The organism is Streptomyces sp. NBC_00390 (assembly GCF_036057275.1).
In the GTDB taxonomy this organism is placed as follows: domain Bacteria; phylum Actinomycetota; class Actinomycetes; order Streptomycetales; family Streptomycetaceae; genus Streptomyces.
The window spans coordinates 236,224-260,129 of record NZ_CP107945.1; the positions used below are offsets into that span (position 1 = coordinate 236,224).

Annotated in this window: 23 protein-coding genes and 2 pseudogenes; 11 read left to right on the forward strand and 14 right to left on the reverse strand. The window is 70.0% G+C overall.

The window, feature by feature from the left end:
• Positions 1-23 precede the first annotated feature (23 nt).
• A complete protein-coding gene (locus OHS70_RS00975; RefSeq protein ID WP_328392601.1) occupies positions 24-902 on the reverse strand; it encodes a GNAT family N-acetyltransferase in 879 nt (292 codons plus the stop codon).
• A gap of 375 nt (positions 903-1,277) precedes the next feature.
• Between OHS70_RS00975 and hglS the strand changes: the two genes are divergently transcribed.
• The 4 genes from hglS to OHS70_RS00995 all read left to right on the forward strand — a co-directional run bounded on the left by hglS (position 1,278) and on the right by OHS70_RS00995 (position 5,887).
• Entirely contained in the window at positions 1,278-2,669 is a 1,392-nt protein-coding gene (hglS, locus tag OHS70_RS00980) for a 2-oxoadipate dioxygenase/decarboxylase (protein WP_328392603.1), read from the forward strand.
• Between the two features lie 36 nt (positions 2,670-2,705).
• Positions 2,706-4,235 carry an L-piperidine-6-carboxylate dehydrogenase gene (gene amaB, locus OHS70_RS00985; protein WP_328392606.1) on the forward strand — a complete coding sequence of 510 codons (1,530 nt, stop codon included), beginning with the start codon at positions 2,706-2,708 and terminating at the stop codon, positions 4,233-4,235.
• 114 nt (positions 4,236-4,349) lie between these two features.
• Complete coding sequence (locus OHS70_RS00990) at positions 4,350-5,051, forward strand: hypothetical protein (RefSeq protein ID WP_328392608.1); 702 nt, start codon at positions 4,350-4,352, stop codon at positions 5,049-5,051.
• 56 nt (positions 5,052-5,107) lie between these two features.
• On the forward strand, positions 5,108-5,887 hold the full coding sequence (locus OHS70_RS00995; RefSeq protein ID WP_328392609.1) for a bestrophin-like domain: 780 nt from the start codon (positions 5,108-5,110) through the stop codon (positions 5,885-5,887).
• A 482-nt stretch (positions 5,888-6,369) separates the two neighbouring features.
• Here the strand turns inward: OHS70_RS00995 and OHS70_RS01000 are convergent, their stop codons facing one another.
• On the reverse strand, positions 6,370-6,885 hold the full coding sequence (locus OHS70_RS01000; RefSeq protein ID WP_328392611.1) for an AMIN-like domain-containing (lipo)protein: 516 nt from the start codon (positions 6,883-6,885) through the stop codon (positions 6,370-6,372).
• A gap of 260 nt (positions 6,886-7,145) precedes the next feature.
• Between OHS70_RS01000 and OHS70_RS01005 the strand changes: the two genes are divergently transcribed.
• Positions 7,146-7,616, forward strand: a complete 471-nt coding sequence (locus tag OHS70_RS01005) for a hypothetical protein (RefSeq protein ID WP_328392613.1) — start codon at positions 7,146-7,148, stop codon at positions 7,614-7,616.
• Positions 7,617-7,722: 106 nt separating this feature from the next.
• Here the strand turns inward: OHS70_RS01005 and OHS70_RS01010 are convergent.
• The 5 genes and pseudogenes from OHS70_RS01010 to OHS70_RS01030 all read right to left on the reverse strand — a co-directional run.
• A pseudogene (locus OHS70_RS01010) lies at positions 7,723-8,244 on the reverse strand (MMPL family transporter); the annotation flags it as partial.
• 338 nt (positions 8,245-8,582) lie between these two features.
• A complete protein-coding gene (gene tgmB / locus OHS70_RS01015) occupies positions 8,583-9,509 on the reverse strand; it encodes an ATP-grasp ribosomal peptide maturase (protein WP_328392615.1) in 927 nt (308 codons plus the stop codon).
• Between the two features lie 13 nt (positions 9,510-9,522).
• A complete protein-coding gene (gene tgmA, locus OHS70_RS01020; protein WP_328392617.1) occupies positions 9,523-9,714 on the reverse strand; it encodes a putative ATP-grasp-modified RiPP in 192 nt (63 codons plus the stop codon).
• Positions 9,715-10,106: 392 nt separating this feature from the next.
• Positions 10,107-10,553 carry a VOC family protein gene (locus tag OHS70_RS01025; RefSeq protein WP_328392619.1) on the reverse strand — a complete coding sequence of 149 codons (447 nt, stop codon included), beginning with the start codon at positions 10,551-10,553 and terminating at the stop codon, positions 10,107-10,109.
• Positions 10,554-10,611: 58 nt separating this feature from the next.
• Positions 10,612-11,046, reverse strand: a complete 435-nt coding sequence (locus tag OHS70_RS01030; protein WP_328392621.1) for a helix-turn-helix transcriptional regulator — start codon at positions 11,044-11,046, stop codon at positions 10,612-10,614.
• 48 nt (positions 11,047-11,094) lie between these two features.
• Between OHS70_RS01030 and OHS70_RS01035 the strand changes: the two genes are divergently transcribed.
• The 4 genes and pseudogenes from OHS70_RS01035 to OHS70_RS01050 all read left to right on the forward strand — a co-directional run bounded on the left by OHS70_RS01035 (position 11,095) and on the right by OHS70_RS01050 (position 13,866).
• Entirely contained in the window at positions 11,095-11,760 is a 666-nt protein-coding gene (locus OHS70_RS01035) for a CAP domain-containing protein (protein WP_328392623.1), read from the forward strand.
• A gap of 176 nt (positions 11,761-11,936) precedes the next feature.
• Positions 11,937-12,668, forward strand: a complete 732-nt coding sequence (locus OHS70_RS01040) for a class E sortase (RefSeq protein WP_328392625.1) — start codon at positions 11,937-11,939, stop codon at positions 12,666-12,668.
• A gap of 151 nt (positions 12,669-12,819) precedes the next feature.
• Positions 12,820-13,125: pseudogene (locus tag OHS70_RS01045) on the forward strand (PRC-barrel domain-containing protein); the annotation flags it as partial.
• 48 nt (positions 13,126-13,173) lie between these two features.
• On the forward strand, positions 13,174-13,866 hold the full coding sequence (locus tag OHS70_RS01050; RefSeq protein WP_328392627.1) for a phosphoribosyltransferase: 693 nt from the start codon (positions 13,174-13,176) through the stop codon (positions 13,864-13,866).
• Here OHS70_RS01050 and OHS70_RS01055 read toward each other — a convergent pair.
• The 7 genes from OHS70_RS01055 to OHS70_RS01085 form a co-directional block, all read right to left on the reverse strand.
• Positions 13,835-14,590: a type 1 glutamine amidotransferase domain-containing protein gene (locus tag OHS70_RS01055; protein ID WP_328392629.1), complete on the reverse strand. Its 756-nt coding sequence runs from the start codon at positions 14,588-14,590 to the stop codon at positions 13,835-13,837. The genes OHS70_RS01050 and OHS70_RS01055 overlap by 32 nt on opposite strands.
• Before the next feature lie 210 nt (positions 14,591-14,800).
• Positions 14,801-15,427 carry a dihydrofolate reductase family protein gene (locus tag OHS70_RS01060; protein ID WP_328392631.1) on the reverse strand — a complete coding sequence of 209 codons (627 nt, stop codon included), beginning with the start codon at positions 15,425-15,427 and terminating at the stop codon, positions 14,801-14,803.
• A gap of 150 nt (positions 15,428-15,577) precedes the next feature.
• Positions 15,578-16,516 (reverse strand): carbohydrate ABC transporter permease, encoded by a 939-nt coding sequence (locus OHS70_RS01065; protein ID WP_328392633.1) that lies wholly within the window; start codon positions 16,514-16,516, stop codon positions 15,578-15,580.
• On the reverse strand, positions 16,513-17,850 hold the full coding sequence (locus OHS70_RS01070) for an ABC transporter permease (protein ID WP_328392635.1): 1,338 nt from the start codon (positions 17,848-17,850) through the stop codon (positions 16,513-16,515). The genes OHS70_RS01065 and OHS70_RS01070 overlap by 4 nt, the downstream gene beginning before the upstream one ends.
• Before the next feature lie 11 nt (positions 17,851-17,861).
• The gene (locus OHS70_RS01075; protein WP_328392637.1) at positions 17,862-19,193 is read right to left on the reverse strand and encodes an ABC transporter substrate-binding protein; all 1,332 of its coding nucleotides are present in this window, start codon (positions 19,191-19,193) and stop codon (positions 17,862-17,864) included.
• Between the two features lie 56 nt (positions 19,194-19,249).
• Entirely contained in the window at positions 19,250-20,923 is a 1,674-nt protein-coding gene (locus OHS70_RS01080; protein ID WP_328392639.1) for a glycoside hydrolase family 13 protein, read from the reverse strand.
• A gap of 227 nt (positions 20,924-21,150) precedes the next feature.
• A complete protein-coding gene (locus OHS70_RS01085; RefSeq protein WP_328392641.1) occupies positions 21,151-22,422 on the reverse strand; it encodes an ABC transporter substrate-binding protein in 1,272 nt (423 codons plus the stop codon).
• A 164-nt stretch (positions 22,423-22,586) separates the two neighbouring features.
• Between OHS70_RS01085 and OHS70_RS01090 the strand changes: the two genes are divergently transcribed.
• On the forward strand, positions 22,587-23,093 hold the full coding sequence (locus OHS70_RS01090) for a PadR family transcriptional regulator (RefSeq protein WP_328392643.1): 507 nt from the start codon (positions 22,587-22,589) through the stop codon (positions 23,091-23,093).
• Positions 23,090-23,899, forward strand: a complete 810-nt coding sequence (locus OHS70_RS01095) for an ABC transporter ATP-binding protein (protein ID WP_328392645.1) — start codon at positions 23,090-23,092, stop codon at positions 23,897-23,899. Before OHS70_RS01090 ends, OHS70_RS01095 begins: the two co-directional genes overlap by 4 nt.
• Positions 23,900-23,906 lie beyond the last annotated feature (7 nt).

Consider the following 23,906-nt stretch of genomic DNA (forward strand, 5'->3'; position numbering starts at 1 on the left):
GAACGTGGTGCGGTGCCGTCGTGCTACGGGGCCTGTCCGCCTCGCAGGGAGTACATGTAAAGCTGGTCGACCTCGGTGAAACCGGCTGACCGGTAGAGCGACTTGGCCGCCGTGCGGTCCCGCTCACCCCCCGGGGGCGCGTCGTCGTCGACGTAGAGGATCACCTGTGCGGCACCGAGACCGGTCAGGACGGAAAGCGCCGAGCCCAGCATCGAGCGTCCGAGCCCGCGTCCCCTGGCGTCCGGCAGCACGCCGATCCACCACAGGACACCGATGCCGTGCGCCGGCATGCCGATCACGGCCTCGGCCACCACACGCCTGCCCTCCCTCCCCTCCAGCCGGCACGAACCCTGACCTGCGGGGTCGGGCTTCACTTTCACGCGGCCGAGGCAGGGCAGGCGGGGCGCCGGCAGATCGGCCCGCAAGTACCGCCACTGCCGCTGTCCCTGGAAGCCGGCCCGTTCCAGTGCCGCGGCCGTGCGGCCGCGGTGGCGGACCGGCAGCGCTTCCAGGCCGAGAGTGAGGGCGGAGGCGAAGTGGAAGGCGTGCACCGGCCGGGGCGCGAGCATCGTGAGGGTGTGGCTGATCAGGGCGTCGGCGGTGCGGGGGTCCTCCTGGCAGTGCAGCCAGAGCAGTTGTCCGGTGTTGTCGTTCGGGCGGAGCGCGTGGGAGACGACGCCGGTGACCGTGCCGGTCGCATCCATGGCCACCTGGACGGTCGGTCGTGCCAGTTCTTCCCACCAGCCGCCGTCCACCGGGGAGCGGCCCTTCAGAGCCTCGCCGAGCATGGCGGGTGTGGTGCGCGGCTGCCCCGGCAGCCGGTCGCACTCCATGAGGGCGAGTACGGCGGCCTGGTCGGCCGGGGTGTACGGGCGCAGGATCAGGCCGGATGCGGGGCTCACCACACGACCATGACCGGACAGACCGTCACTGTCCAGCACCGCAGGCGAGCGGTCTGTCATGGTTCCGGGTACACGCGACGGGGCGGTGCGGAGGCCGCCCGGACGTCGGCGAGGACCGCGGCCGGGCACTCGTCCGGTCCGTTGCGGGATCGACATGCATCAGATGCGTGCAGTGTTCATGGACGTCCACGACCGGGTTGCTGCACGATGACGCAGAGACAGCGATCAGCACGTCCTGCGCTGATGCGACGGCGCAGGCCGGATCCGGCGGGGCGTCCCGGTACGGCGGCGACCGCCCCGGGAAGGGAACAGCCTTGTGACCTCGCCGCCCCGAAGTCCACGTCGTGTGAGCCCGTCGACCGGAAGGGCGGAGACGTGATCAGCCAGTGGCAGCTGCGCGCCGCGTTCGCCACGCGGCTCTCGGACATGTACGGGCGGGAGGTCCCCGCCTACACCACGCTCGTCGACGTGTCGCGCGCGGTGAACGAGGACGTCCTGCGCGCACAGGGCGCCGAGGCCGAACGTCTCGGATCGATCAGCCGGGTGACCGCTGAGCGGCACGGAGCCGTCCGGGTCGGTACGCCCGCGGAACTGCGGCAGGTCGCCCGCGTCTTCGGCGCGCTCGGTATGCACCCGGTCGGCTTCTACGACCTGCGTGAGGCGTCCGCGAGCGCGGTTCCCGTCGTCTCGACCGCGTTCCGTCCCGTCGACGGCACGGAGCTGGCACGCAACCCCTTCCGGGTGTTCACGTCACTGCTCACCACTGCGGACCCCAGATTCTTCGACGCCGATCTGCGTTCCCGGCTGGAGAGGTTCCTGGAGAGCCGTCAGCTGTTCCCTCCCGAACTGCTCGCCCTCGCCGACCGGGCCGAAGCCGAGAGGGAGCTGCCGGACGCCGAGGCCGAGCGGTTTCTCCACCTCGCCGTCCAGGCCTTCGAGCTGTGCCCGGAGCCCATCGACAAGGCCTGGTACGAAACGCTCGAACGGATCTCCGCCGTCGCCGCGGACATCGGCGGCGTACGCAGCACGCACATCAACCACCTGACCCCCCGTGTGCTGGACATCGACGAGTTCTACCGCCGCATGACCGGACGCGGCATCGAGATGATCGACACCATTCAGGGTCCGCCGCGCTGGAAGGGCCCCGACGTGCTGCTGCGGCAGACCTCCTTCCGCGCCCTCGCCGAGCCACGGTCGATGCGCACCGCGGACGGCCGGGTGGTCCCCGGGGCCCTGAAGGTGCGCTTCGGCGAGGTCGAGGCACGCGGTATCGCCCTCACCCGCCGCGGCCGGGCCCTGTACGACGATCTCCTCACACGCGTCGACGAGCAGACGGCCCGCCGTCCCGGCGCCGACCGCGGCGACATCGCGCGCACTGTGTGGTGCGAGCACATGCCGGACGACGAGCAGGGGCTGGCCGCCCGGGGCCTTGCCCACTTCACGTACCACGCCGTGCGCGACCGGCCGCGGGACGGAGACAGCCCGCCCGCCCGCATCGGTGATCTGGTGGAGCGGCGCTGGATCCGCGCCGAACCCATCGTCTACGAGGATTTCCTGCCCCGCTCCGCGGCCGGGATCTTCCAGTCCAACCTCAGCGGCGAGGGCTCGAGGAACAACGGCCGCACCGGCGTCGCCTACGACAGCGACTGGCTCTCCGCCGTCATGGGCCGCACCGTCCTCGACCCCTTCACCCTCTACGAGCAGCAGCACGACCACTCCCTGCGGACCGTCGCCGAAGAACTCGGCCTCGACCGCACGCCCGGCTGACGCACCACGTCCCCAACACCCCACGGGAGCAGCACCATGACCAGCAGCGCACTGCCCGCCACCGACGACCTGCGCGCCCGTGCCCACGCCGCCCTCGAACGTATCGGCGCCGGCGTCCCACAAGGCAGCGGCCTCCACGCCCGCACGCCCATCACCGGGGAGGATCTGTTCAGCCTGACGACCGCTGATGCCGCCGCCACCGAGGCTGCCGTCACCGCCGCCCGTGATGCCTTCCTGGCCTGGCGCACCACCCCTGCCCCCCGCCGCGGTGAACTCGTCCGCCGACTGGGCGAGTTGCTGCGCGACCACAAGAGCGACCTCGCCGATCTCGTCACCGTCGAGGCGGGGAAGATCCGTTCCGAGGCGCTCGGCGAGATCCAGGAAATGATCGACATCTGTGACTTCGCCGTGGGCCTGTCGCGTCAGCTCTACGGCCGCGCCATCGCCTCCGAGCGGCCCGGCCACCGTCTCGCCGAGACCTGGCACCCCCTTGGAGTGGTCGGTGTCATCTCCGCGTTCAACTTCCCCGCCGCCGTGTGGTCGTGGAACACCGCCATCGCCCTGGTCTGCGGCGACACCGTGGTGTGGAAGCCGTCGGAGCTCACCCCGCTGATCTCCCTGGCCTGCGACCGGCTGCTGGCCCAGGCGGCCGAGGAGGTCGGCGCACCCCGCGACGTGCACCGGCTGCTGCTCGGCGACGGCGCGATCGGCGAGAAGCTCGTGGACGACTCGCGCGTCGCGCTCATCAGCGCCACGGGCTCGACCCGCATGGGCCGCCAGGTGGGCCCCCGCGTCGCCGCCCGTTTCGGACGCAGCCTCCTCGAGCTCGGCGGCAACAACGCGGCTGTCGTCGCCCCCTCCGCAGACCTCGACCTCGCGGTGCAGGCCATCGTCTTCGCCGCCGCCGGTACCGCGGGCCAGCGCTGCACCAGCCTGCGCCGTCTCATCGTCCACCACGACATCGCCGACGACCTCATCGCGCGGCTGACCACTGCGTACCACAAGCTCCCCATCGGCAGCCCCTTCGACGAGACCACCCTGGTGGGTCCGCTCATCACCACCACGGCACTCGACGCAATGCAGAACAGCCTCACCCGAGTGCAGGCAGTGGGCGGAAAGATCCTCGTCGGCGGCAAGCGGCTCCTCGCGGATGCCGCTCCTCGGGCGGCGTATGTCGAGCCGGTCATCGTCCGCGTCGACGAGCAGAGCGACATCGTCCGGCAGGAGACGTTCGCCCCGATCCTGTACGTCCTGACCTATGGCACCCTCGACGAGGCCATCGCCCTGCACAACGATGTGCCGCAGGGGCTCTCGTCGAGCATCTTCACCCGCGACCAGCAGGAAGCCGAACACTTCCTGTCATCGGAAGGCTCCGACTGCGGCATCGCGAACGTCAACATCGGCACCTCAGGCGCGGAGATCGGCGGTGCGTTCGGCGGCGAGAAGGAGACGGGCGGTGGCCGCGAGTCCGGCTCCGACGCCTGGCGCGCATACATGCGGTCGGCGACCAACACCGTCAACTACTCGGGCCGGCTGGCCCTGGCCCAGAACGTCAGCTTCCTCTGAGCACACGCTCCCCTCCCCCGCCACGGGCCGGTCACCAATCCGACAAACGTGCTGATCGACCAGATGGGTGACGTTGGTCGTACTGAGTGCCCGGGCGCCCATAACGTGATCGTTGTGGCGGGATGGGAGCAGTTGAGCGCACTGGGGGTCGTAGCGATCCTCGGCTCACAGGCGGTCGGCGGCATGTCGGCCGGGGCGGGCGGGGCAGACGGCGGGCCTCCGCTGGAGCAGGCGTCGATGACGGCCTCGGTGTCCTTGGCGGGGCCCGGGCCGGCGACGGTCGATGTGGCTGCATCCACCGGGGCTTCCGCATCGGCGCCGGGGCAGGTGGACGCGGCCCTGTCCGTGTCGCTGCCGCTGCTGTCGCTGACCGTCAGGGTGTCGATCCGGACCGAGGACTGCCTGCCGCCGGAGCCCGAACCCACTCCGAGCGAGCCCGCGCCGACCACCCCGGTCCCGACGCCGACGCCCACGCCGACGCCCACCCCACCGCCGCTCACGACTCCTCCGCCGGTGCCGCAGTCACCGCAGCCGCAGCCGTCGCAGGAGCCCGAGGAGCCGGCAGCGACCACTCCTGAGCCGGTGGCCAGGACGTCCCCCGCTCCCGCGGCCGCGCCGCCGCCCGCAGCCCGGCCTCCGGTCCAGGTCGCGCGTCCGGTCCCCGTGCGCAACTACCGTCCGCCGACCGGGAGACCGAAGGACACGGGGACACCGCTCGTCGTCCTGATGCTCGTCACCACGACGCCCGCCGTGCTCGCCGCGGCCATGCTGCGCCCGCGCTCGCAGTCCGCCGCGTCCCGGCGCGGCCGCGCCTGAACACCCGCGCCTGAACCGCCCGCGCACCCCCACCACACCGACTTCGGGAGTCCTTCATGTCGGATTGGCTCGTCCTTGCCCTCGTGATGGCCGCGGCCTGCGCCGTCGTCCTTGTCGTCATGCTGCTCAGCCAGCGCCGGGCGAGCGAGGAGGGCGAAGCCGGCGAGAAGCTCGATGAGACCCCCGACGTCCTCGAGTACATGACGATGATGGTCGGCGTCGTCTACGCCATCGTGCTCGGTCTGGCCATCGCGGGCGTCTGGGAGGCTCGTGGCGCCGCGCAGGACGACGTACGCCGCGAGGCCCAGGCGCTGCACGAGATCACCCGGCGGGCGCAGGTCTACCCGGCCGCCGCCCAGGACGCGTTGCGCGCCGACATCGACCGCTATGTGGCCCATGTGGTCCACGAGGAGTGGCCGCGGATGATCGACAACAACGAGCTGCCCGACAAGGGAGCTCAGTTGCTCAACACCGTGCGCACGCACATCGCGCAGCGGGAGCCGTCGGGCGAGCTCCAGGCCCAGGCGTACCAGCCGATGCTCGATCAGGTCGCCGTCGCCGACGACGCGCGCCATGCGCGGGCGGCCAACGCCGGGGAGACCCTGCCCGGCGTGGTGTGGTTCGGTCTGATCAGCGGCGCCTTGGTCACCATCGGTCTCATCTTCACCATGCAGATCGGCCGTTCGCCCCGGGAGCTTCTGCTCGCCGGGCTCTTCAGTGCGCTGATCGCGTTCCTGCTCTTCCTCGTCTGGGACTTCGACGCGCCGTTCGGCCGGTCGGGCACGGACTCCGCCGACGCCTTCCGTCTGCTGTTCCCCAGTGCTGTGGACGAGTGACGGGTCGTCGCAACCATCCCCGGGGTCACGGGCGGAGGGCGCGCGGAGGCCGATCACCCGATGTGAGGCCGTGCGGGCGCACGGCTGTCTCACCTGAAGGCTTCAGCAGGTGATCGCCGTTACTGCCCGCGCGGACAGCGCCTTCGCCACCCGAGGTGGCGAAGGCGCCTGTGGTGGCGTCAGCGCGCGGGACCCGGGCTTGCGAAATCCTCTCCCGATGTGGGTAGTACGAGCGCGGACGGGTGGTGGAGCGTGACTTCGGACGGTATGAGTCGGGTGGTGGTCGCCAGGGGCTCACCGGTACCGGTGTTGCGGGCGAAGCGCGGGTGGGCGCCACCGCTGACCGATCGGCAGCAGCCTGATCATCACGAGCAAGGGCCGCCCGGAGGGCGGCAGAGACGATGACAGCGCTTCGTTGACCTGCAGACAGGTGCGGCGCACACCCCGGGCGACGAGCCCGTTGTGTGCGCCTTTCTCCTCACTCAGGCGCGGCACCCCGACGGGATCCAGACATCGATGACGACGCGCTCCGGCGAGTGCAGTTTCGTCACCTTGTAGGCCGGCTTGGCGTTGAAGGCCGCCCCGAAAGTGACCACGCCCTCGTAGTCGCCCGTCAGAGCGAGCCCCTTGAGCGTCGGGAGCCAGACCTTGATCAGCCGGGGTCCCTTGTAGACGGACGCGCCTGCGTCGTTGTGCGCGGCCGCGGGTGAGAGTTTGATCTCCAGGAAGTGCTTTCCGGCGAGCGGGACCTTCTGCCCCGAGCCGTCGTAGCGCAACTCCTTCACCGGCTTGACGGTGACCGGAGGCACCTTGCCGCGGACATCGATGACGATCCGGTCGAACGATCCGTGGCCGCCCCAACGGGCATTGGTGACCAGGGCGATCGCCGGAGCGGACTGCGGTGCGGAAGCGGCGGCGGAGGCGGGGATCGTGGCGCCGACCCCGGCGGTGAGCAGTATGCCTGCGGCGACAGCCGCGAGGCGCGGACGGTTGAACATGGCGGGGCCCCCAGATTCTCCTGATACGGGGACAGTGGTGTCATCAACGTAGACAGACGCCGAAACCGTACGGTTGCAGTGGAATCCGTACTTTTATCAGGATCTCCGGAATGCCATGACACAGGTGATCACATCGGCGTTCCATGTCATCCGCTGATGGCGCGTCATGCACCGTTGACGGGGTTGATCATGGCGTGTCAGCTTCGAGCGGGCCCGGTGACCGCCGGGCCGGTGTGCGCAAGCCAAGGGGAGGGGCACCGATGAAGGCAGGAAAGTCCCGCTGGGTGACCGCGGTGGCACTCGTGGCCGTCGCCGCGACGCTGAGCATCGGCACGACGGGTACGGCGCAGGCCCAGGAGGCCGGCACGGCCGGGGTCCGGGCGGCCGCGCCCGTGGCGCAGAGCGACCCGACCCCGGAGGAGCAGGAGCGTCTGCGTGAGGTGGCCGGCACCATCTGGACGCCGGAGCTGGCCGCCGGCTGGAACATGAACAGTGACGTCGAGGCGGTGCTGTCGCAGGCCACCGGCGAGATCCTCGAGTGCTCGAAGGCGTTCGCCCTGGTCCCGCGCCCGCCGGCGTTCTTCCCCGGGCCCGGCTATCTGCGCAGTTACTGGAAGCAGGTCCGGGACTACTTCCGCGTCGTCAAGGAGAACCGCACCTACCGCGCCTGTGTGGTCGTCGCCGCGGCCAACTACCGCTCCGCCGTCGAGATGGCCTCGATGGGCATCTGACGGCGGCTCGCGCGCGCACGGACCCGCTCAGGCGGCCGGTTCCCGGCTCCCGGTCACGGCCGGGACCGGCTCGTCCTCGCCTTCGGTGCTGACATGCGGCAGCACGCACATCGCCTGCGACGGCGAGCGCGGGCCCGCCCCAGCCCCACTGGAAGACCGCCGCCACGACTGGGTAGGGGGCCGCGATCGACAGAAGGTTCAGTACGGCCGCCTTGAGCGCGACCAGCACGCCGCGGAAGACGACCAGGATGACCAGGATGACCAGGCCGACGACCACCGCGGTGATGAGGGGCAGCCGGCTGGAGACGATGTCCAGGAAGTCGGCCTGGGCTGCCGTCGTGCCGGTCACATAGGTGCCGGCGCCGGTGCCCGAGACAGCCCCGGGCAGGACGTCGCCGGTCAGATCGTTGACGAGTTCCGTGGTCTTCTCGTCCTGCGGTGCGGCGACGGAGTAGGCGGTGCCGATGAGCACATCGCCGTCCGACGTGGGCTTCAGCGGCGTGATCACCGCCGCGTTCGGGACGTCGGTGAGGGCCTTCTGCAACTGCGCGGCGAGTTGCTGACGGTCCGGCTGCGGCACGGCGCTCTGATCGACGACGAGGGTCAGCGGACCGTTGGGCCCTGACCCCGGATTCTGGACACCGGAGAGACTTGGATCTTGATGGTCCAGGAGAACGGAGTCCCTGTGGGGATGAAGCACTAGTGATCCTCCGCCTGCCGGGCCGCCGGGGGCGCATGCGCGAGGATGTGCGCCGTGAGCGGATGAGGACGCTGCGGGCCTCGGCACGGCTCAGCCCGGCGAGCCGCGCGGGTGGGTCCCGGGCCCCGCCGAGGGGGTGGGGCCGCTCCCCCGGTGTGACCGCTGCCGGGGGAGCTGAGAGGCGTCCGTACGCCCGCCGTGCCCTTGGCACCCTCGTCGCGCCTTCGGGGCGACGAGGGTGCGTCACGGACCCCCGCGCCGCCGGGTCACACCGCCGCGCCCAGCCATGAGGCGACGGACGCCGATATCGGCAGTCCCGTGTCCAGTTCCACAAAGCCGAACTGGCCGCCCTGGTTGCATTCGAGGAACCACCAGGTTCCTTCGGAGTCCTCCGCGAAGTCGAAAGCACCGTAGGAGAGTTCGGCGAGCTTCTTGTACGTCTCGACGGCCCGCGCGATCCTCGGGGGCACCTCGACGGGCTCCCAGCTGTGTCCGGTCTCTCCGTAACGCCCGTCCACCTGCCCGGGCTCCGCCACCTTCCGCGCCGCGAAGTTCTCGTCGCCCACGCTGGTCAGCCGGATGTCGGCGCACTTGGCGATGTACCTCTGCAGCAGGGTGGGACCTGCCGCGACGCCGGCGAAGTCGGCGTCCGGCGGGACGAGCGTCGTGGGCAGCGCCATCGGCGGATCGCCGGGAGCCTTGCCCGACACGGACTTCACCACCACGTGCCGGTACTGGTCGGCGAACTGACGGGCCATCTTGGGATGGGTGGTGACGACCGTGGCCGGGACCGGGAAGCCGCTGTGGTGCGCGACCCGGATCTGCCATGGCTTGTGGCGGGCCTTCGCCGCGGCGCTGGGATGGTTCATCCAGCGTGCCGCGGTGCAGTCGAGCATCCCGTACAGCGCCTGCCCGGTCTCGAGGGAGAGCCATGCCGACGGCTCGGGGGCATGCGCGGCCGGCTCGCTGGGCCTGCGCATCCAGACCGAACGAACACTGTCCATGCTCACCACACGACCACCCGTCGACAAGTAGCCGCGGAATTCACCCCGTACGTACTCGGCCGTCAGTGCCGCGTCGCCCGGCAGGTCACCGGGGTCGAAGCGGACGAGCGGGACACTCTGTGCGTGCAGTTCCGCGACCACCATGTCCGCGGTCACATCCTCCCGGCACGTCAGGATCAGCACCGTCATCGCGCACAACCGGTCAGTCGTCGAAGTGGGTTGCGGAGCCGGCCTTTGACGTCGTGGTCCCGGCCGCTGCGAGCAGTGCCCTGTCCATGATGGCGGGTCGGCCGTCGGGCAGGACGTTCAGCTGCAGGTGGGGATCGTACGAGTAGGCGGCGGTGATCGGTGACAACTCGGCTGGGCGTGCGTAGTTCCACGCGAACGGCTTCATGCTCTTCCTCCTTGCCCGCGCGGGGCTGCTTGGGGCGCTCGGTAACAGTACGTATCAAAGGTCGTCACGGTTTCAATACGAAGAGTCACCATGCGGGCGCTGCTGGCCGGCTGGAAGGCGGATACGGCCGGCAGCCCTGTTACGGGTACCGACCAGCTGCCGAAATCCGACTTCTCGTAGCCACTCAGGCAGACGTCCCACGCGCCCCACGGGTTTCATTGTTCGACCCTGGCGTGACGCACGCTACACCGAAGAGGTCTCAAACAGCCTCAAATCGCCCTGTGCGAGCGTCTGTTCGGGAGAACGCACGACAGCGCCCCCGCCGGCGACCATCGCAGTGGAGGTCTACGGGCAGGGGCGCGGCGAAAGGCGGTCTGCGCGGCTCGCGGATGTCAGCAGGCCCACACCTTGTCGAAGTCGAGCCCGCCCTCGCGCTCCTGGGTGAAGGAGAACCAGTTGCCCGAGTCGTCACGGAAGATCGCCTCGGTACCGTAGGGGCGCTCCTGCGGCTCCTGCAGGAACTCCACGCCGCGCTCCCTGAGCTTTGCGTAGTCGCCGTGGATGTCGTCGGTGGCCAGCACGCCCGCGCCGAGAACGCCCTTGGAGATCAGCGTCCTCATGGCGTCCGCCGACTCCGGGTCCATGGCAGGCGGCGCGGGCACCATCAGTGTCAGGACCACATCGGGCTGGTCCTTGGCCCCCACGGTCAGCCAGCGCATACCGCCCTCGCCCATCGTCATGTCGGTCCGCACCTCGAGACCCAGCTTCTCGGTGTAGAACTCCTTGGCCCGGTCCTGGTCCAGTACCCAGACCGTGGAAATGGCGAGGCCCTTGATCATCTCGTGCTCCTCAGGGGACGGGGTTTGCGTTGCCCTGCCACCGTAAGCAGCCGCGCCCTCAGCTCGCTTCTTCAGAATTGCGGTGCTCCGGACGGGCCGGGGAGAAGCCGCCGGCCCACAGCATCGCGTAGCACCCGGGGATCAGTGCGGCGCCGCGGCCCACATGCCGTGCGCGGTAGTCGCTCGGGGACAGACCGGTGTGCTTCTTGAAGCGTGCGGAGAACGTGCCGAGGCTGCTGAATCCGACGAGGGAGCAGATCTCGGTCACCGACAGGTTCGCGCTGCGGAGCATGTCCTCGGCGCGCTCGATACGGCGCCGGGACAGATATTGGCCGGGGGTCAGGCCGTACACGGCCTTGAACGCGCGGACGAAGTGGTACCGGGAGTATCCGGCGTGGGCGGCGACGGTGTCGATGTCGAGCGGCTCGGCCCAGTCGCGGTCCATCGCGTCCTTCGCGAGCCGCAACTGCTTCAGGTGGGCCAAGTGCGGCATGCTCCCCATGCTGGCATGCGGCACTGACAGAAGAACGGAGTGGACTCCATGCGACGCCGTGACGAACAACCGTCGAAGGAGCAGGTCGGCAGGCGGAGGCGGACGGGCGCCCGGGCCGCCGTACCGGCCGCGGGCGTGGCCGCGGCCGTCATCACCGGGATGCTCCTGTGGAGCAGCGCGCGGGACGGTACGCCGAGGCCTTCGCCCCTTCCGTCGCTGCGCACCCTGGACGGCGGAACCGTGGCCCCGACACAGGCGGCCCGGCCGACCCTGCGTGCCGGTGGCAGGGTCCCGGCATCCCCCACCCCGGCGCCCGTACCGGCGCCGGTGCCTGAGGAGGAGGTCGACGAGGTCGTGGATCTGGTGAACGCCCGGCGTGCGGAGGCGGGGTGTCCGCCGGTACGCAGGAACGGCCGGCTGGAGAGGTCCGCGACGGCGCACGCCGACGATATGGCCACCCGCCATTACTACGGGCATAGCAGCCCGGAGGGCCGTGATGCCGGGGACCGGATCTCCGCCGCGGGCTACGGCTGGCAGAAGTGGGGTGAGAACATCTACCGCGGACCGAAGAGTCCTGCCGAGGCGATGGAGGGCTGGATGAACAGCACCGGACACCGCGAGATCATTCTGGACTGTTCGTTCACGGAGATCGGAGTGGGCGTGAGCCCCGGCAAGCGCCCGGCGTGGGTACAGAACTTCGGCAAAAGGAACTGAGGGACGGCCCGTCCCGGGGTCAAGGCGCCGGCCGGCGCCACGATACGTGCGGCCGGCGCCGCCTTGAGTGACGGCCGCATGCCCGGGGAACATCCGGCCGGTTCGCGTTGTTCTGTGCGTTGAACCGGCGGGTGCCGAATGCGGCCCGCGCGTCCAGCTACCCCAGCGAAGTGCCGATGGCCCATTTCCGAGCCGTTCCCGCCGCGCTCACCGGCGCACTCGTCGCCGTGCTCGTGGGCTGCTCCTCCGGTGGTACAGGCGTATCCGTCACTCCGCCGCCTCCGGCCACCACGGGCGGGACGCCGGAGGCGGTGACGACGAAACCTGTCGCGGCCGCACCGGGCACCACGACGCCCGGGCCGAGTCCGAGCACAACCGGCACACGCACCCGGCCCGCATCACTGTCCATCCCGTCGATCGGTGTCGAGGGCCTGAGCGTCGTGCCCTACAAGGGGACCACCGACGACTGGCCGGGTACACGGATCCAGAACCGGGGCGTCGCCGCGAGCCCCTACGGCAACCAGGGCGGAGTCGGCCCCGGTGAGACAGGGAACTACCTGGTCACCGCCCACCGGCTGTCGGCCGGCGGCCCGCTGCGCAACCTCCCCTCGGTCCGCAACGGCGACTCGGTCCTGGTCACGTCCGGCAGCGTGACCTACAAGTACGTGATCACCGACAGCCGGCAGACGTCCTTCCGTTCCGAGCGTTCGCTCGCCGAGCAGCGTGCGGCGGTTCCCGGCCACCCCGGCAAGAAGCCCACGCAAGCGATGATCACGATCTCCACCTGCGCAACGCCGGAGGACGACGCGGCCGGGAACTTCTGGCGCGACGACCGGGGCAACCCCGAGCACCGCATCGACAAGATCGGCGTGCTGCGCGAGGTGAAGCCCCGGTCATCCTCACCTTGAGCGCCCCGGTGCAGGGCGTACTCGATGATCGTCATGACACCTCCCGGGGCGTCGCGCACGGCAAGGTGATTGATAGGTAAAACATCCTGTTTAGACGTGTTCGGCGCGGTTACCCGCACTGGTGGAGGGGCGCTGGAGAGGAGGAGGGAACGTGATCACGCTGGAGCAGATCCCGAGCGTGCTGAACCATCCCGTCTACGACGCCGAGGGCAGCAAGATCGGCAATGCCAGGACGGTCTTCCTCGACGACGTCACCGGCGAGCCCGACTGGGTCAGTGTGGAGACGGGGCTGTTCGGCACAAGCGAGTCGTTCGTCCCGATCCGGGATGCCGATCTGGTCGACGACCACCTCCAGGTGCCGTACCCCAAGGACATGGTCAAGGATGCGCCGCGGGTCGAGGTGGACGCCGGGGGTCATCTCTCCGAGCGGGAGGAGCGGCGCCTGTACGCGTACTACATGTGAAACCTCCGCGTGAGCCGGGGTTCTCCCAGAAGGCAGGCAGTCATGCGGTTCTCCGATCGCAGGGCGGCCGGGCGTGAACTCGCCGCCCGGCTGGTCGAGAAGCACCGCGGCGGGCAGCTCCCGGATCCGTTCGTACTGGCACTGCCCCGTGGTGGCGTGCCCGTGGGCGACGAGGTCGCCAAGGCACTGGGCGCGCCTTTGGACGTGCTCGTGGTGCGCAAGATCGGAGCTCCGTTCAATCCCGAACTGGGCATCGGGGCGCTGGTCGACGACGACCCGCCGCTCTACGACGAACAGGCGCTGGCCATGCTCGATCTGACGCCCGACCGTCTGGGAGCGCAGGTCGCCAGGGAGCGGGTGGAGCTCAACCGCCGCGAGGATCTCTACCGCGGCCGGCGCCCGGCACCGGATCTGCGGGGCAGGACCGTGGTCGTCGTCGACGAGGGTCTGGCAACAGGTGTGAGCGTGCGGGCCGCGCTGACCGCCGTCCGCGCCGACGAACCGGGGCGCGTGGTGGTGGCCGTGCCGGTGTGCTCCACCGAGGCGTACCTGGCGATCAGCACGGACATCGACCAACTGGTCCACCTGCACCGGCCCCTGGCCTTCCGGTCGGTGGGTGAGTGGTACGACGACTTCGGGCAGGTCGGCGACGACGAGGTGGTCCGGATTCTGCGGGCGGCGTTCGCCACCCACCGACACGCCGCTACCGGACCGACTCCTCGAGCAGTCCGATGAACCGCCGGCCGAAGAGGTACGCGTCTCCGGGCCAGCGCGCCGACAGGTAGTTGCGGTCCTGGACGACGAAGGCATGGGTGTCGTCGGTGGCGCTCCCGCGGGACATGAGCACCCTCGGCCCGCGGTCGAACGACGTCGCCGGCGTGCTCAGTGCCGCCTTGACCTCGTCCTCCACGTAGGCAGGGTACGTGCGGTAGTAGCGCCCGAGGCGCCACGCGGTGGTCAGATACGCCGTACGTTCCATGTACCTGGGCAGGCAGGTGGTCCGCCGGCCCGCCAGCACGCTCCGGCCGGTCGCCGCGTCGGCCGTGCGCGCGAGCACCAGGACACCGTGGCAGATGGCGCCAACCGGCCGGTCCAGCGCCCAGAAGGCCGCGACCTGCTGCTGAAGGACGTTCGAGCCGAGGTACTGCCGCATCCCGGGTGCGTGACCGCCGGGAAGGATCAGACCGTCGAAGGCGTTGATGTCGAGCTCGGACCACGCCCGCGTGTCGGCGAACTCCTTGCTCCGGGTCAGCTCGTCGTAACAGCGCCGGGCGTCGGGTTCGGCGCCCAGCTGCCCGAAGAGGACTCCGGACAGGAGTCGCGGATCGGCGGCCGGCACCGTGCCGGCGCGTTCGGTGGCGAAGACGACCTGATGTCCGGCATCGGTCAGCAGGCGCCAGGGCACCGCCACCTCGGTGACGTCGAAGTCGTGATCGGGGACCGGAATGAGTACGCGCACCGGGCAATGATGGCATGCCCATGCTCATGCCGTGGGCGGACGCGTCGGCGACGCCGCCCCGCGACGCCTGTCGTTCGAGCGATACCCGGGCCTCGGGGCGGACGAGAAGGGCATCGTCCGCCCCAAGGGCGCGACATGCTGCCCGTCGCCTGGTTCAAGGACCCGGCGGGCAACGTCCTTTCCGTGCGCCGGCAGGCGTGATCCTGCGGATCACCGGAGGGGGCCGGTCAGTCTGTACGTGAGGTGCGTCGCGCGGGAGGTCCCTTCGACCCGCACCGGCTCCAGCTCCCGCTGCTGCAGGCCCAGGTGGTCGAAGAGCCGCAGCCCGGAGCCGAGCAGCACCGGGATGACATGCAGCTGCAACTCATCGATGAGTCCCGCCCGCAGGTACTGCTGCACGGTGTCGGCGCCGCCCGCGATGTCGACGTTCCGTCCAGCGGCAGCCTTCCTGGCCTGGTCGAGTGCACTGTGGATACCGTCGGTGACAAAGGTGAAGGTCGTGCCGCCCTCCTTCACCAGGCGCGGCCTCGGGCGATGGGTCAGCACGAACACCGGGGCCCGGAACGGCGGGTTGTCGCCCCAGTGCTTCTCGCCGGTGTCGTACATCGTCCGGCCCATCACGACCGGGCCGGTGGCATCGAACCACTCGCGCACGATCTCCGAGTCGCGGTTCTCCTCTCCACCGGCCAGGCCCTGCCGCTCCCGCCAGCTCGCCAGGGAATGGATCCAGTCGTGCAGCCGCTCGGCTCCGGTGCCGGCCGGATTGTCGGCGCTCACATCCGTCCCCGCGATACAGCCGTCCAGGGACATGGTCATGTCTGCCGTGACGATCGTCATGAGGTGCTCCTTCGTCCTCGGGGTGCACGGTGCTCTCACTCATGCGTCGATCGGGAGCTCGTCCTTTCGACATCATCCCCGCATCGGGAGGCGCGCAGCGGGCAGTGACACCGGGCCGGTGCGGGGCCCGCTGCGCATGGACGTGAGCCGTCACTTCACGGAGCCGGCCATCACTCCCTGCACGAAGTGCCGCTGGAAGGCGAAGAAGACGACCACCGGCACCACCAGGGACAGGAACGCGCCGGGTGCCAGCACGCCGATATTGCTGCCGAACTGCCGCATCTCCGACTGCAGGGCCACGGTCAGCGGCTGGGAGTCGCTGTCCGCGAAGAGCAGGGCCACCAGCATGTCGTTCCACACCCACAGGAACTGGAAGATGGCCAGGCTCGCCAGCGCGGGACGCCCGAGCGGCAGGATCAGCCGGGAGAAGATGCGCCATTCGCTGCCGCCGTCCATCCGGGCCGCCTCCAGCATCTCGCGCGGGATCTCCGCGAAGAAGTTGCGCAGCAGGAAGACCGCGAACGGTAGTCCGTAGGCGACATGGAAGAGCACGACACCCGGGATCGTGCCGAACAGGCCCACCGATCCGAAGAGTTTGGCGACGGGCAGCAACCCGATCTGGATGGGCACCACCAACAGTCCGACCACGACGAGGAAGACGGCGTCGCGGCCCGGGAACTCCAGCCAGGCGAAGGCGTAGCCGGCGAGCGCGGCCAGCACGACGACGAGGGCCGTGGTGGGCACGGAGATCAGGACGGTGTTCCAGAACGCCCCTGTGATGTCGGAGTCCTTCAGCAGGGCCGTGTAGTTGTCCAGGGACAGCTGACCGGGATCGGTGAGCGCGGTCCACCAGCCGTCCGTGGCGTTGTCGCTCTCGGACCGCATCGAGGAGAGGAACAGCCCGGCCAGCGGGGTGATCCACACCAGGGCGACGACGATCAGTACCGCTTGGACCAGGCCGCTGCCGAGCAGTCGGGCCAGTCTGCCCGGAGTGCTCCGGCGCCCGCGGGCCGTCCTTGCCCGCCCCGGTGCGTCGGTCTTGGCCGGCTGCGGGGACGGGGTGCGCTCGATGGTGCTGTGATGGCTCATTTCCTGCTCCCGCGGAAGCGGCGGACGTTGAAGATCATGGCGGGGACGACCAGCAGGAGCAGCAGGACGCTCAAGGCGCTGCCGAGTCCCTGGTTGTTGCCGCCGCCGAAGGACACCAGCCACATCTGGGTGGCCAGTACGTTCGCCTCCTCCTGCACGGGACCCGGCGCGATGATGTAGACGAGGTCGAAGACCTTCATCACATTGATGACCAGTGTCACGAAGACCACGGTCAGGACAGGGGCGAGCAGCGGCACCGTGATCTTCCGGAAGATCTGCCACTCGTTGGCACCGTCCATCCGGGCCGCTTCCAGCGCCTCGCGGGGCAGGGCCGCGAGCCCGGCGCCGATCAGCACCATCGCGAAGCCGGTCCAGATCCACAGATAGGCACCGATGATGGCCGGGGTGACCAGGGCGGGACCGAGCCAGGACACACCTTCGTAGGGTGCGGCGAAGTTGTCCGCCGGGAGCCGGACGGTGTACGAACCGCCGGCCAGGCCCTTGAGGTTGAAGGACCCGTCCGGTCCGGTGGTGGCGGTGGCGGCCACCTTGCCGTCCCGTAGCGCTTCCACGGTCATGCCCGGCAGTCCGTTCTCCTTCGGATCGACCGTACCGGGCTTGCCGCCCCCGCCCGGGGTGAAGTCCAGGTACACCACTCCCCTGACCTCGTCGGCGGCGGCCTGGGTCCTGGTGGCGCCCTGCGCGGGAGTGGCCTCGGGAGGCACCGCGTCCGGGGCCACGCCGACGAATCCGAGCGAGATGCTCTCCCCCGGCGTGACCGTGCCGGTGGTGCCGTACGAGCCGCCGGGCTCCTCGGCCAGTCCCTGGTCCTCACGGGCCCGGGCGGTGGGGTAGGCGGAGTTGCCGGTGAAGCTGTCGTGGACGGAGACGACCATGGCGTTCAGTACGCCGCGGTCCGGGTCCTGTTCGTACGCCAGCCGGAAGATGATGCCGGCCGCGAGGAACGAGACGGCCATGGGCAGGAACAGCAGCAGCTTGAACGCGGTGGCCCAGCGCACCTTTTCGGTGAGCACCGCGAGGACCAGGCCGAGGCCGGTCAGCAGGACGGGTGCGACGACCACCCAGATGGTGCTGTTGCGGATGGCCTTGAGGGTGGCCGGGTCGCGGAATATCTCCGCGTAGTTCTCGCCTCCGACGAACCGGTCACCGGTGGCGTCGAAGAGGCTGCGGCCGATGGAGAACAGCACCGGATAGACGACGAGGGCGCCGAGCAGCAGCAGAGCGGGCAGCACGAAGGCGATCGCGATGGCGCGCCTCCTGCGCTGGGCCCGCCGCCGCGGATTCGCGGCGGCGGCGGGGGCGTTGACAGCCATGACGGGTGGCCTCAGTTCCCGTACGCCTTGGCTGCCGCGGCTTCCAGCTTCGCCGCGGTGGCCTTGGGGTTCGACGGGTTGCGCAGGAAGTCCTGCAGGAGCTTCCACTCGCCCGCACCCTTCGTGCCGCCGAACGCGGCCGGGGCCTGGTCTGACATGTCGAAGCGGACCGAGTCACCGGCCTTCACCAGCGATTCGGCGGTCGCGCGGGTGGTGTCGTCGCTGTACGCGGAGAGCTTCACGTTCTTGTTCGGCGAAAGGAAGCCACCGGCACCGGCCCAGATCTCGGCGGCCTCGGGCGTGGCAAGGAACTCGAGCAGGGCCATGCCGGCCTTCCGGTTCTTGCCGTCCTTCAGGACGACGGCCGCGTCGCCGCCGCTGACGACCGGGGCAGTGCCGCTGCCGACCGGCGGGAACGGGTAGAACTTGGCGTCCTCGCCGAGCTTCTTGCCGAACTCGTCCTTGGCTATGCCGCCGACGAAGTCGCCCTCGTAGACCATGCCGGCCTTGGGCTCGGGGCCGAAGACCTGCTCGACGGAGGTCGGGAAGGCGGTGCGCAGTGCGCCGTTCGCGCCGCCCGCCACCAGCTGCTTGTCCTTGAACAGGTCACCGAGCGTGGTGAGCGCCTTGACCACGGTGGGATCGGTCCAGGGCAGCTTGTGGGCTGCGAGCTTGTCGTAGTTCTCCGGGCCGGCCTGGGAGAGATAGATGTTCTCGAACCAGTCGGTGAGGGTCCAGCCGTCCTCGCCGGCGACGGAGAAGGCGGGCAGACCCGAGTCGGCGAGAGTGCGGCCGGTCTTGAGCATGGCCTCGTACGTCTTGGGCTCGCCCACCCCGGCCTGCTCGAAGGCGGCCGGGCTGTACCAGACGGTCGACTTGTGCGCGGCCTTGAAATAGAGACCGTAGTACGTGCCGTCGACGGTGCCGTAGTTCTTCCACACGGGAGCGAGTCCGGCACCGGCGGTCGCGTCGGCCTTCTTGGACAGCGGGGAGAGCCAGCCCTCCTTGGCGAACTGCTGGAGCACGCCGACCTGGGGCACCATGACGACCTCAGGGGCGTTGCCGCCCTCGATCTTGCTGCCGACGAAGGTGGAGACATTGTCACCGGTGGGCACGAAGGTGGTCTTCGCTCCGGTCTTCTCGGAGAAGGCGTCGAGCACCTTCTGGAAGTTCTTCTGCTCGCTTCCGGTCCACACGCCGGCGACGGTCACCGTCTGGCCGCTGAGCTCCTTGGCGCTCGCGGGTCCGGTCGCCTCTCCGCCGCAGGCACTCGCGCCGAGTGCGAGGGCGAGTACCGCCGATCCTGCTGCCGCCGTACGCCGTGCCGTGATGTTTCGGGACATGATGCGTTCCTTCCGGGGGTGGGTGAGGTGCTGCGGGTGACGCGGGGACGTTCGGTTCACAGGGGGCCGGATTCGCCGGTCCACCACGCCGCGGTGGCTCCGGGGAGCACTCCGTCGGGGCAGGGGCCGCTGGCGAGCAGCGGGGTGCCGGGGACCGGCGCCGGCACGGGCTCGGTCCCGAAGTTGACGGCGCAGATCAGGCCGTCGCCGCGGGCGATGGCCAGCACCTGCGGCGGTGCGTCCAGCCAGTGCAGGGTGCCTTCGCCGAGCTGGGGGAGGCTGCGCCGCAGCTGGAGGCCTTCGCGGTACAGGTGCCAGAAGGAACGGGTGTCGGCGAGGGCGCGGTCCGTCGCGTGGTCGGCGAACCATTCGGGCTGCGGCAGCCAGGGCCTGGCCCCTTCGGCCCCCTGGCTGAAGCCGAACGGGGAGGCGTGGCCGGACCACGGCAGCGGGACCCGGCAGCCGTCGCGGATGCGGGCGCGGCTGCCGGTGCGCCGGAAGATGGGGTCGGTGAGCACCTCGTCCGGCAGGTCGAGGACTTCCGGCAGGCCGAGTTCCTCGCCCTGGTAGACGTAGGCGGCGCCGGGCAGGGCGAGCATGAGCAGGGCTGCGGCGCGGGCGCGGGCGGCGCCGAGTCCGCTGCCTTCGACGCCGACTTCTCCGGCATAGCGGGTGACGGTGCGGACCTGGTCGTGGTTGTTGAGCACCCAGGTGACGGTGGAGCCGGTGCCGGCGATGTCACGTATCGCCTCGCTGATGGTGGCGCGGAACGCGGCGGCGTCCCAGGGCGCACTGAGCAGGTCGAAGAAGAAGGCCTGGTGCAGCTCGTCGGGCCGTACGTACTCGGCGTGTTCGCGAGCGGTCGGTACGGAGACCTCACCGACCAGCAGGCGGTCGCGGCCGTCACGGTCGGCGTACTCGTCGCACACCGAGCGCCAGCGGCGCCATACGTCGTGCACCTCGGGCTGGTTCCAGGCGAGCGGGTTCACCGAGTCGCGGGTGCGCTCGTCGGCGCTCGGGTCGTCGGAGTCCGGCAGCTCAGGGTGCTTGAAGAGCCCTGCGGCGACATCGATGCGGAAGCCGTCGACGCCGCGGTCCAGCCAGAAGCGCAGAACGTGCTCGAAGAAGTCGCCGGTTGCGGGGTCGCGCCAGTTCAGGTCGGGCTGCTCGGGGGTGAACAGGTGCAGATACCACTGGCCGGGGGTGCCGTCCGGCTCCGTGGTCCGGCTCCAGGCGGGACCGCCGAACATGGCGCGCCAGTTGTTGGGGGGTTCGTCGCCGCCGGGGCCGCGGCCGTCGGCGAAGTGGAACCGGGCGCGGGCCGGGCTGCCGGGCTCGGCGAGCAGGGCGTCCTGGAACCAGGGGTGCTCGCTGGAGCAGTGGTTGGGGACGATGTCGAGCAGCAGCTTGAGGCCCAGGCGCCGGGTGTCGGCAACCAGGCGGTCGAACTCGGCGAGGTCGCCGTACACCGGGTCGACGTCGCAGTAGTCGGCGACGTCGTAGCCGTGGTCGTGCTGCGGGGACGGATAGAACGGGCTGAGCCAGATGCCGTCGACGCCGAGCTTCTTGAGGTACGGCAGTCCGGCGCGTACACCGGCGAGATCGCCGATGCCGTCGCCGGTGCTGTCGAGGAAGCTGCGGACATAGACCTGGTAGATGACCGCGTCGCGCCACCAGGCAGTGGGCGTGCGGACGAGGGGGCCGGTTCCGGCCGGGGGTGCTGTGAGCATCTCGCGTGTGACCTGTTCCTGCTGGATGCGAGAGCGACCCGGAGCAGGGACGTTGCTCGGGCTCGCCGTTATGCATGCATGTTAAGTAGCTGTGTCGGGAGAGTGTCAACGAACTGACCTAAAGCTGTCCGATAATGCCCCGGTATTTGGGGGTGCAACACAGCAGCCGCATACTTAACATGTAAGTACGCGGCTGATGGGTTCAGCAGAAGGAGGCGGTGATGGGCTCAGCCTCTGCGGGCAATCGACTCCAGCTCACGGGAGAGCCGGACGACCGCCTGCTCCGGCGACTGGCGCAGCGCCATCACGTCCTGCACCACGGCCTGCACGGCCAGGGTCACCTGGTCATAACGGGGGCTCTTGGGGCGCGGCGCGGCCGTCTCCACACTGCGGCGCAGTGTCGGAAGATACGGGTGGTCGCGGATCAGCGCCGGATCGCCGTACAGATCGGCCCGCACGGGAGGCAGCGCACCCTCGGTGAGGACCTGGCGCTGCACATGCTCACTGGTGAGGTAGGCGATCAGGTCGGCGGCCGACTGCGGATGCCGGGAGTGCGCGCTGACCGCGAGATTGGAACCGCCCAGCACACTGGCGCCCGGCCCGTCGGGTCCGGGCAGCGGCACCGCCCCCACCTTGCCCGACACCTTGGAGTCCTGGGCGTTGGCGAGCGCGTACACATACGGCCAGTTCCGCAGGAACAGCACCTTCCCGTCCTGGAACGCCTGCCGCGACTCCTCCTCCTTGTAGGCGAGGGCCTCCTTGGAGATCCACCCCTCGCGCACCCCGTCGGCCAGGAACCCGAGTCCGGCGCGGGCGGGCGCGGAGTTCACCGTGACACGGGTGCCGTCGTCGCGCAGGAAGGATCCGCCGGCCGAATGGACCGCCTCGGTGGCGTTGACCGAGAGACCTTCGTACGGCAGGAACTGACCGGCGTAACCGTCGAGTCCGTACTTCGGAGCGATCTCGCGGGCCTGCCGGGCGAGTTCGGCCCAGGTCCGCGGCGGAGCAAGGCCCTCACGCCGCAGGATGTCCGCGCGATAGTAGAGGAGTCCGGCATTGGTGACATAAGGGACGGCATGGAGCCGGCCGCCGAACGTGGCGGTGTCCACCACGGGCGGCAGGAAGTCGTCCAGCGGGAAGCGGTCCCGCTCCAGCGGCGCGATCCAGCCCGCCGCGGCGAACTCGGAGGTCCAGGCGACATCGATGTTCAGCACGTCGAACCGGTCGCTGCCCGAACGCAGTTCGCTGATCATCTGCGCCCTGGTCTCGTCGGCGGAGTCCGGCAGTTCGACGAGCGTGACCGGCTCGTCGGGGTGGTCCGCGTTCCAGTCCTCGAGCAACGGGGCGAGATAGTCGGTCAGATCACCGGCGGTCACCAGCGTCATGGGGCCGCGGCCCTCGCCGTTCACGGTGCCGGGCTGAGCGGAGAATCCCGTCCAGCCGACCAGCAGCACCGCGATCACCAGGAGAGCTCTACCCGCGGCACGCGTCCACCGCATAGGTTCCTCCCAGTACACGTCCCGGCTGCGCCGCCGGTAGCTGTGGCCTATATATACCCGTTAGGCATGAGCGATACTAGACATGCAGGCGGACCGGACAAGGGCGTGGGTCACACCCTGCCACGTGAGCCTACGAGCAACTACCGAGCGGGAGGAGGGGGCGCGTGCGGCTGCCGCTTCTGGCGCTCCTCACCCGCGGCCCGGCGCACGGCTACGAGCTCAAGCAGGACCTTGAGAAGCTGCTGGGCGCCGCGTACCCTCAGCCGAACGTCGGCCAGATCTATGTCACCCTCGGGCGGCTGGAGAAGGCCGGTCTCATCGAGGGCGAGGACGTCGAGCAGTCGGGCAGGCCCAACAAGCGCACCTATCTGCTCACCGACGCCGGCCGGGAGGCTGTGCTCGCCTGGTTCGAGGAGACCGCCGACGAGCCCCGGGTGCGGGACGAGTTCTTCATGAAGCTCGCGCTCGCGTCCCGGTCCGGACTCGCGGACGCGGTCACTCTGATCAACAAACAGCGGCGGCAGTATCTGAACACCATGCGTGAACTGTCCAGGCTGGCCGCCACGGAGGACCGGGACAACCGCATGTCCCACCTGCTGATCGAGGGCGCGATGCTGCATCTGCAGGCCGATCTCGACTGGCTGGAACGCTGCCAGGAGGAGCTGGAATGAGCGACGACACGGCTCCGTCCCACCTGCCCGCCCACGGGAGCGACGCCGACGGCCCCGGAGTGCGGCCGATCGTGCGTGCGCAGGCGCTGTGCAAGACGCACCACGGCGAGGGCGGGCCCGTGCACGCGGTGCGCTCGGTGGACCTGACCGTGCAGCCGGGCGAGTTCGTCGCAGTCACCGGACCGTCCGGAGCAGGGAAGTCCACACTCCTGCATCTGCTCGGCGGACTCCAGCGGCCCGACAGCGGGCAGCTGTGGCTCGACGGGGAGCGGGTGGACGGCTATCGCGAGGCGCGCTGGGCAGGGCTGCGCCGGCGCAACATCGGCATCGTCTTCCAGTTCTTCAATCTGGTCTCCAATCTCACCGTGGCCGACAACGTCGAACTGCCCGCGCTGCTGGCGGGGGCCTCCCCCCGGGCGGCGCGCGACAGCCGCGCCGAACTCCTGGCCGAGCTCGGGCTCGAAGGCAGGGAGCGCGCGATGCCCGGCGAACTGTCCGGCGGCGAGCAGCAGCGCGTCGCGCTGGCCCGGGCACTGGTGAACCACCCCTCCCTCCTGCTCGCCGACGAACCGGCCGGCAGCCTGGACAGCAAGGGCACCCGGGAGGTGCTGCGGCTGCTCTCCCGCTTCCACCAGCGGGGCCAGACGATCGTGCTGGTCACCCATGACGCCCGGATGGCCAGCGCGGCCGACCGGGTCATCAGCTTCTTCGACGGGCGAATAGCCGACGACGCGGCCCTCGGCGAGAGCCGGGGCGGACGCGGCGGCCCCGGCGGAGTCCTCGGCGTACTCGAACTCAAGGACTGAAGGACCG

Bases quoted from the DNA above. Each gene is read 5' to 3' on its own strand.
- OHS70_RS01030 (WP_328392621.1), bottom strand. From the start codon at position 11,046: ATGCCGCACTTGGCCCACCTGAAGCAGTTGCGGCTCGCGAAGGACGCG.
- OHS70_RS01065 (WP_328392633.1), bottom strand. From the start codon at position 16,516: ATGAGCCATCACAGCACCATCGAGCGCACCCCGTCCCCGCAGCCGGCC.
- OHS70_RS01035 (WP_328392623.1), top strand. From the start codon at position 11,095: ATGCGACGCCGTGACGAACAACCGTCGAAGGAGCAGGTCGGCAGGCGG.
- OHS70_RS01085 (WP_328392641.1), bottom strand. From the start codon at position 22,422: ATGCGGTGGACGCGTGCCGCGGGTAGAGCTCTCCTGGTGATCGCGGTG.
- OHS70_RS01095 (WP_328392645.1), top strand. From the start codon at position 23,090: ATGAGCGACGACACGGCTCCGTCCCACCTGCCCGCCCACGGGAGCGAC.
- tgmB (WP_328392615.1), bottom strand. From the start codon at position 9,509: ATGACGGTGCTGATCCTGACGTGCCGGGAGGATGTGACCGCGGACATG.
- OHS70_RS01000 (WP_328392611.1), bottom strand. From the start codon at position 6,885: ATGTTCAACCGTCCGCGCCTCGCGGCTGTCGCCGCAGGCATACTGCTC.
- OHS70_RS01060 (WP_328392631.1), bottom strand. From the start codon at position 15,427: ATGACGATCGTCACGGCAGACATGACCATGTCCCTGGACGGCTGTATC.
- OHS70_RS01075 (WP_328392637.1), bottom strand. From the start codon at position 19,193: ATGTCCCGAAACATCACGGCACGGCGTACGGCGGCAGCAGGATCGGCG.
- OHS70_RS01040 (WP_328392625.1), top strand. From the start codon at position 11,937: ATGGCCCATTTCCGAGCCGTTCCCGCCGCGCTCACCGGCGCACTCGTC.
- amaB (WP_328392606.1), top strand. From the start codon at position 2,706: ATGACCAGCAGCGCACTGCCCGCCACCGACGACCTGCGCGCCCGTGCC.
- OHS70_RS01050 (WP_328392627.1), top strand. From the start codon at position 13,174: ATGCGGTTCTCCGATCGCAGGGCGGCCGGGCGTGAACTCGCCGCCCGG.
- OHS70_RS01005 (WP_328392613.1), top strand. From the start codon at position 7,146: ATGAAGGCAGGAAAGTCCCGCTGGGTGACCGCGGTGGCACTCGTGGCC.
- OHS70_RS01080 (WP_328392639.1), bottom strand. From the start codon at position 20,923: ATGCTCACAGCACCCCCGGCCGGAACCGGCCCCCTCGTCCGCACGCCC.
- tgmA (WP_328392617.1), bottom strand. From the start codon at position 9,714: ATGAAGCCGTTCGCGTGGAACTACGCACGCCCAGCCGAGTTGTCACCG.
- OHS70_RS01070 (WP_328392635.1), bottom strand. From the start codon at position 17,850: ATGGCTGTCAACGCCCCCGCCGCCGCCGCGAATCCGCGGCGGCGGGCC.
- OHS70_RS00995 (WP_328392609.1), top strand. From the start codon at position 5,108: ATGTCGGATTGGCTCGTCCTTGCCCTCGTGATGGCCGCGGCCTGCGCC.
- OHS70_RS01025 (WP_328392619.1), bottom strand. From the start codon at position 10,553: ATGATCAAGGGCCTCGCCATTTCCACGGTCTGGGTACTGGACCAGGAC.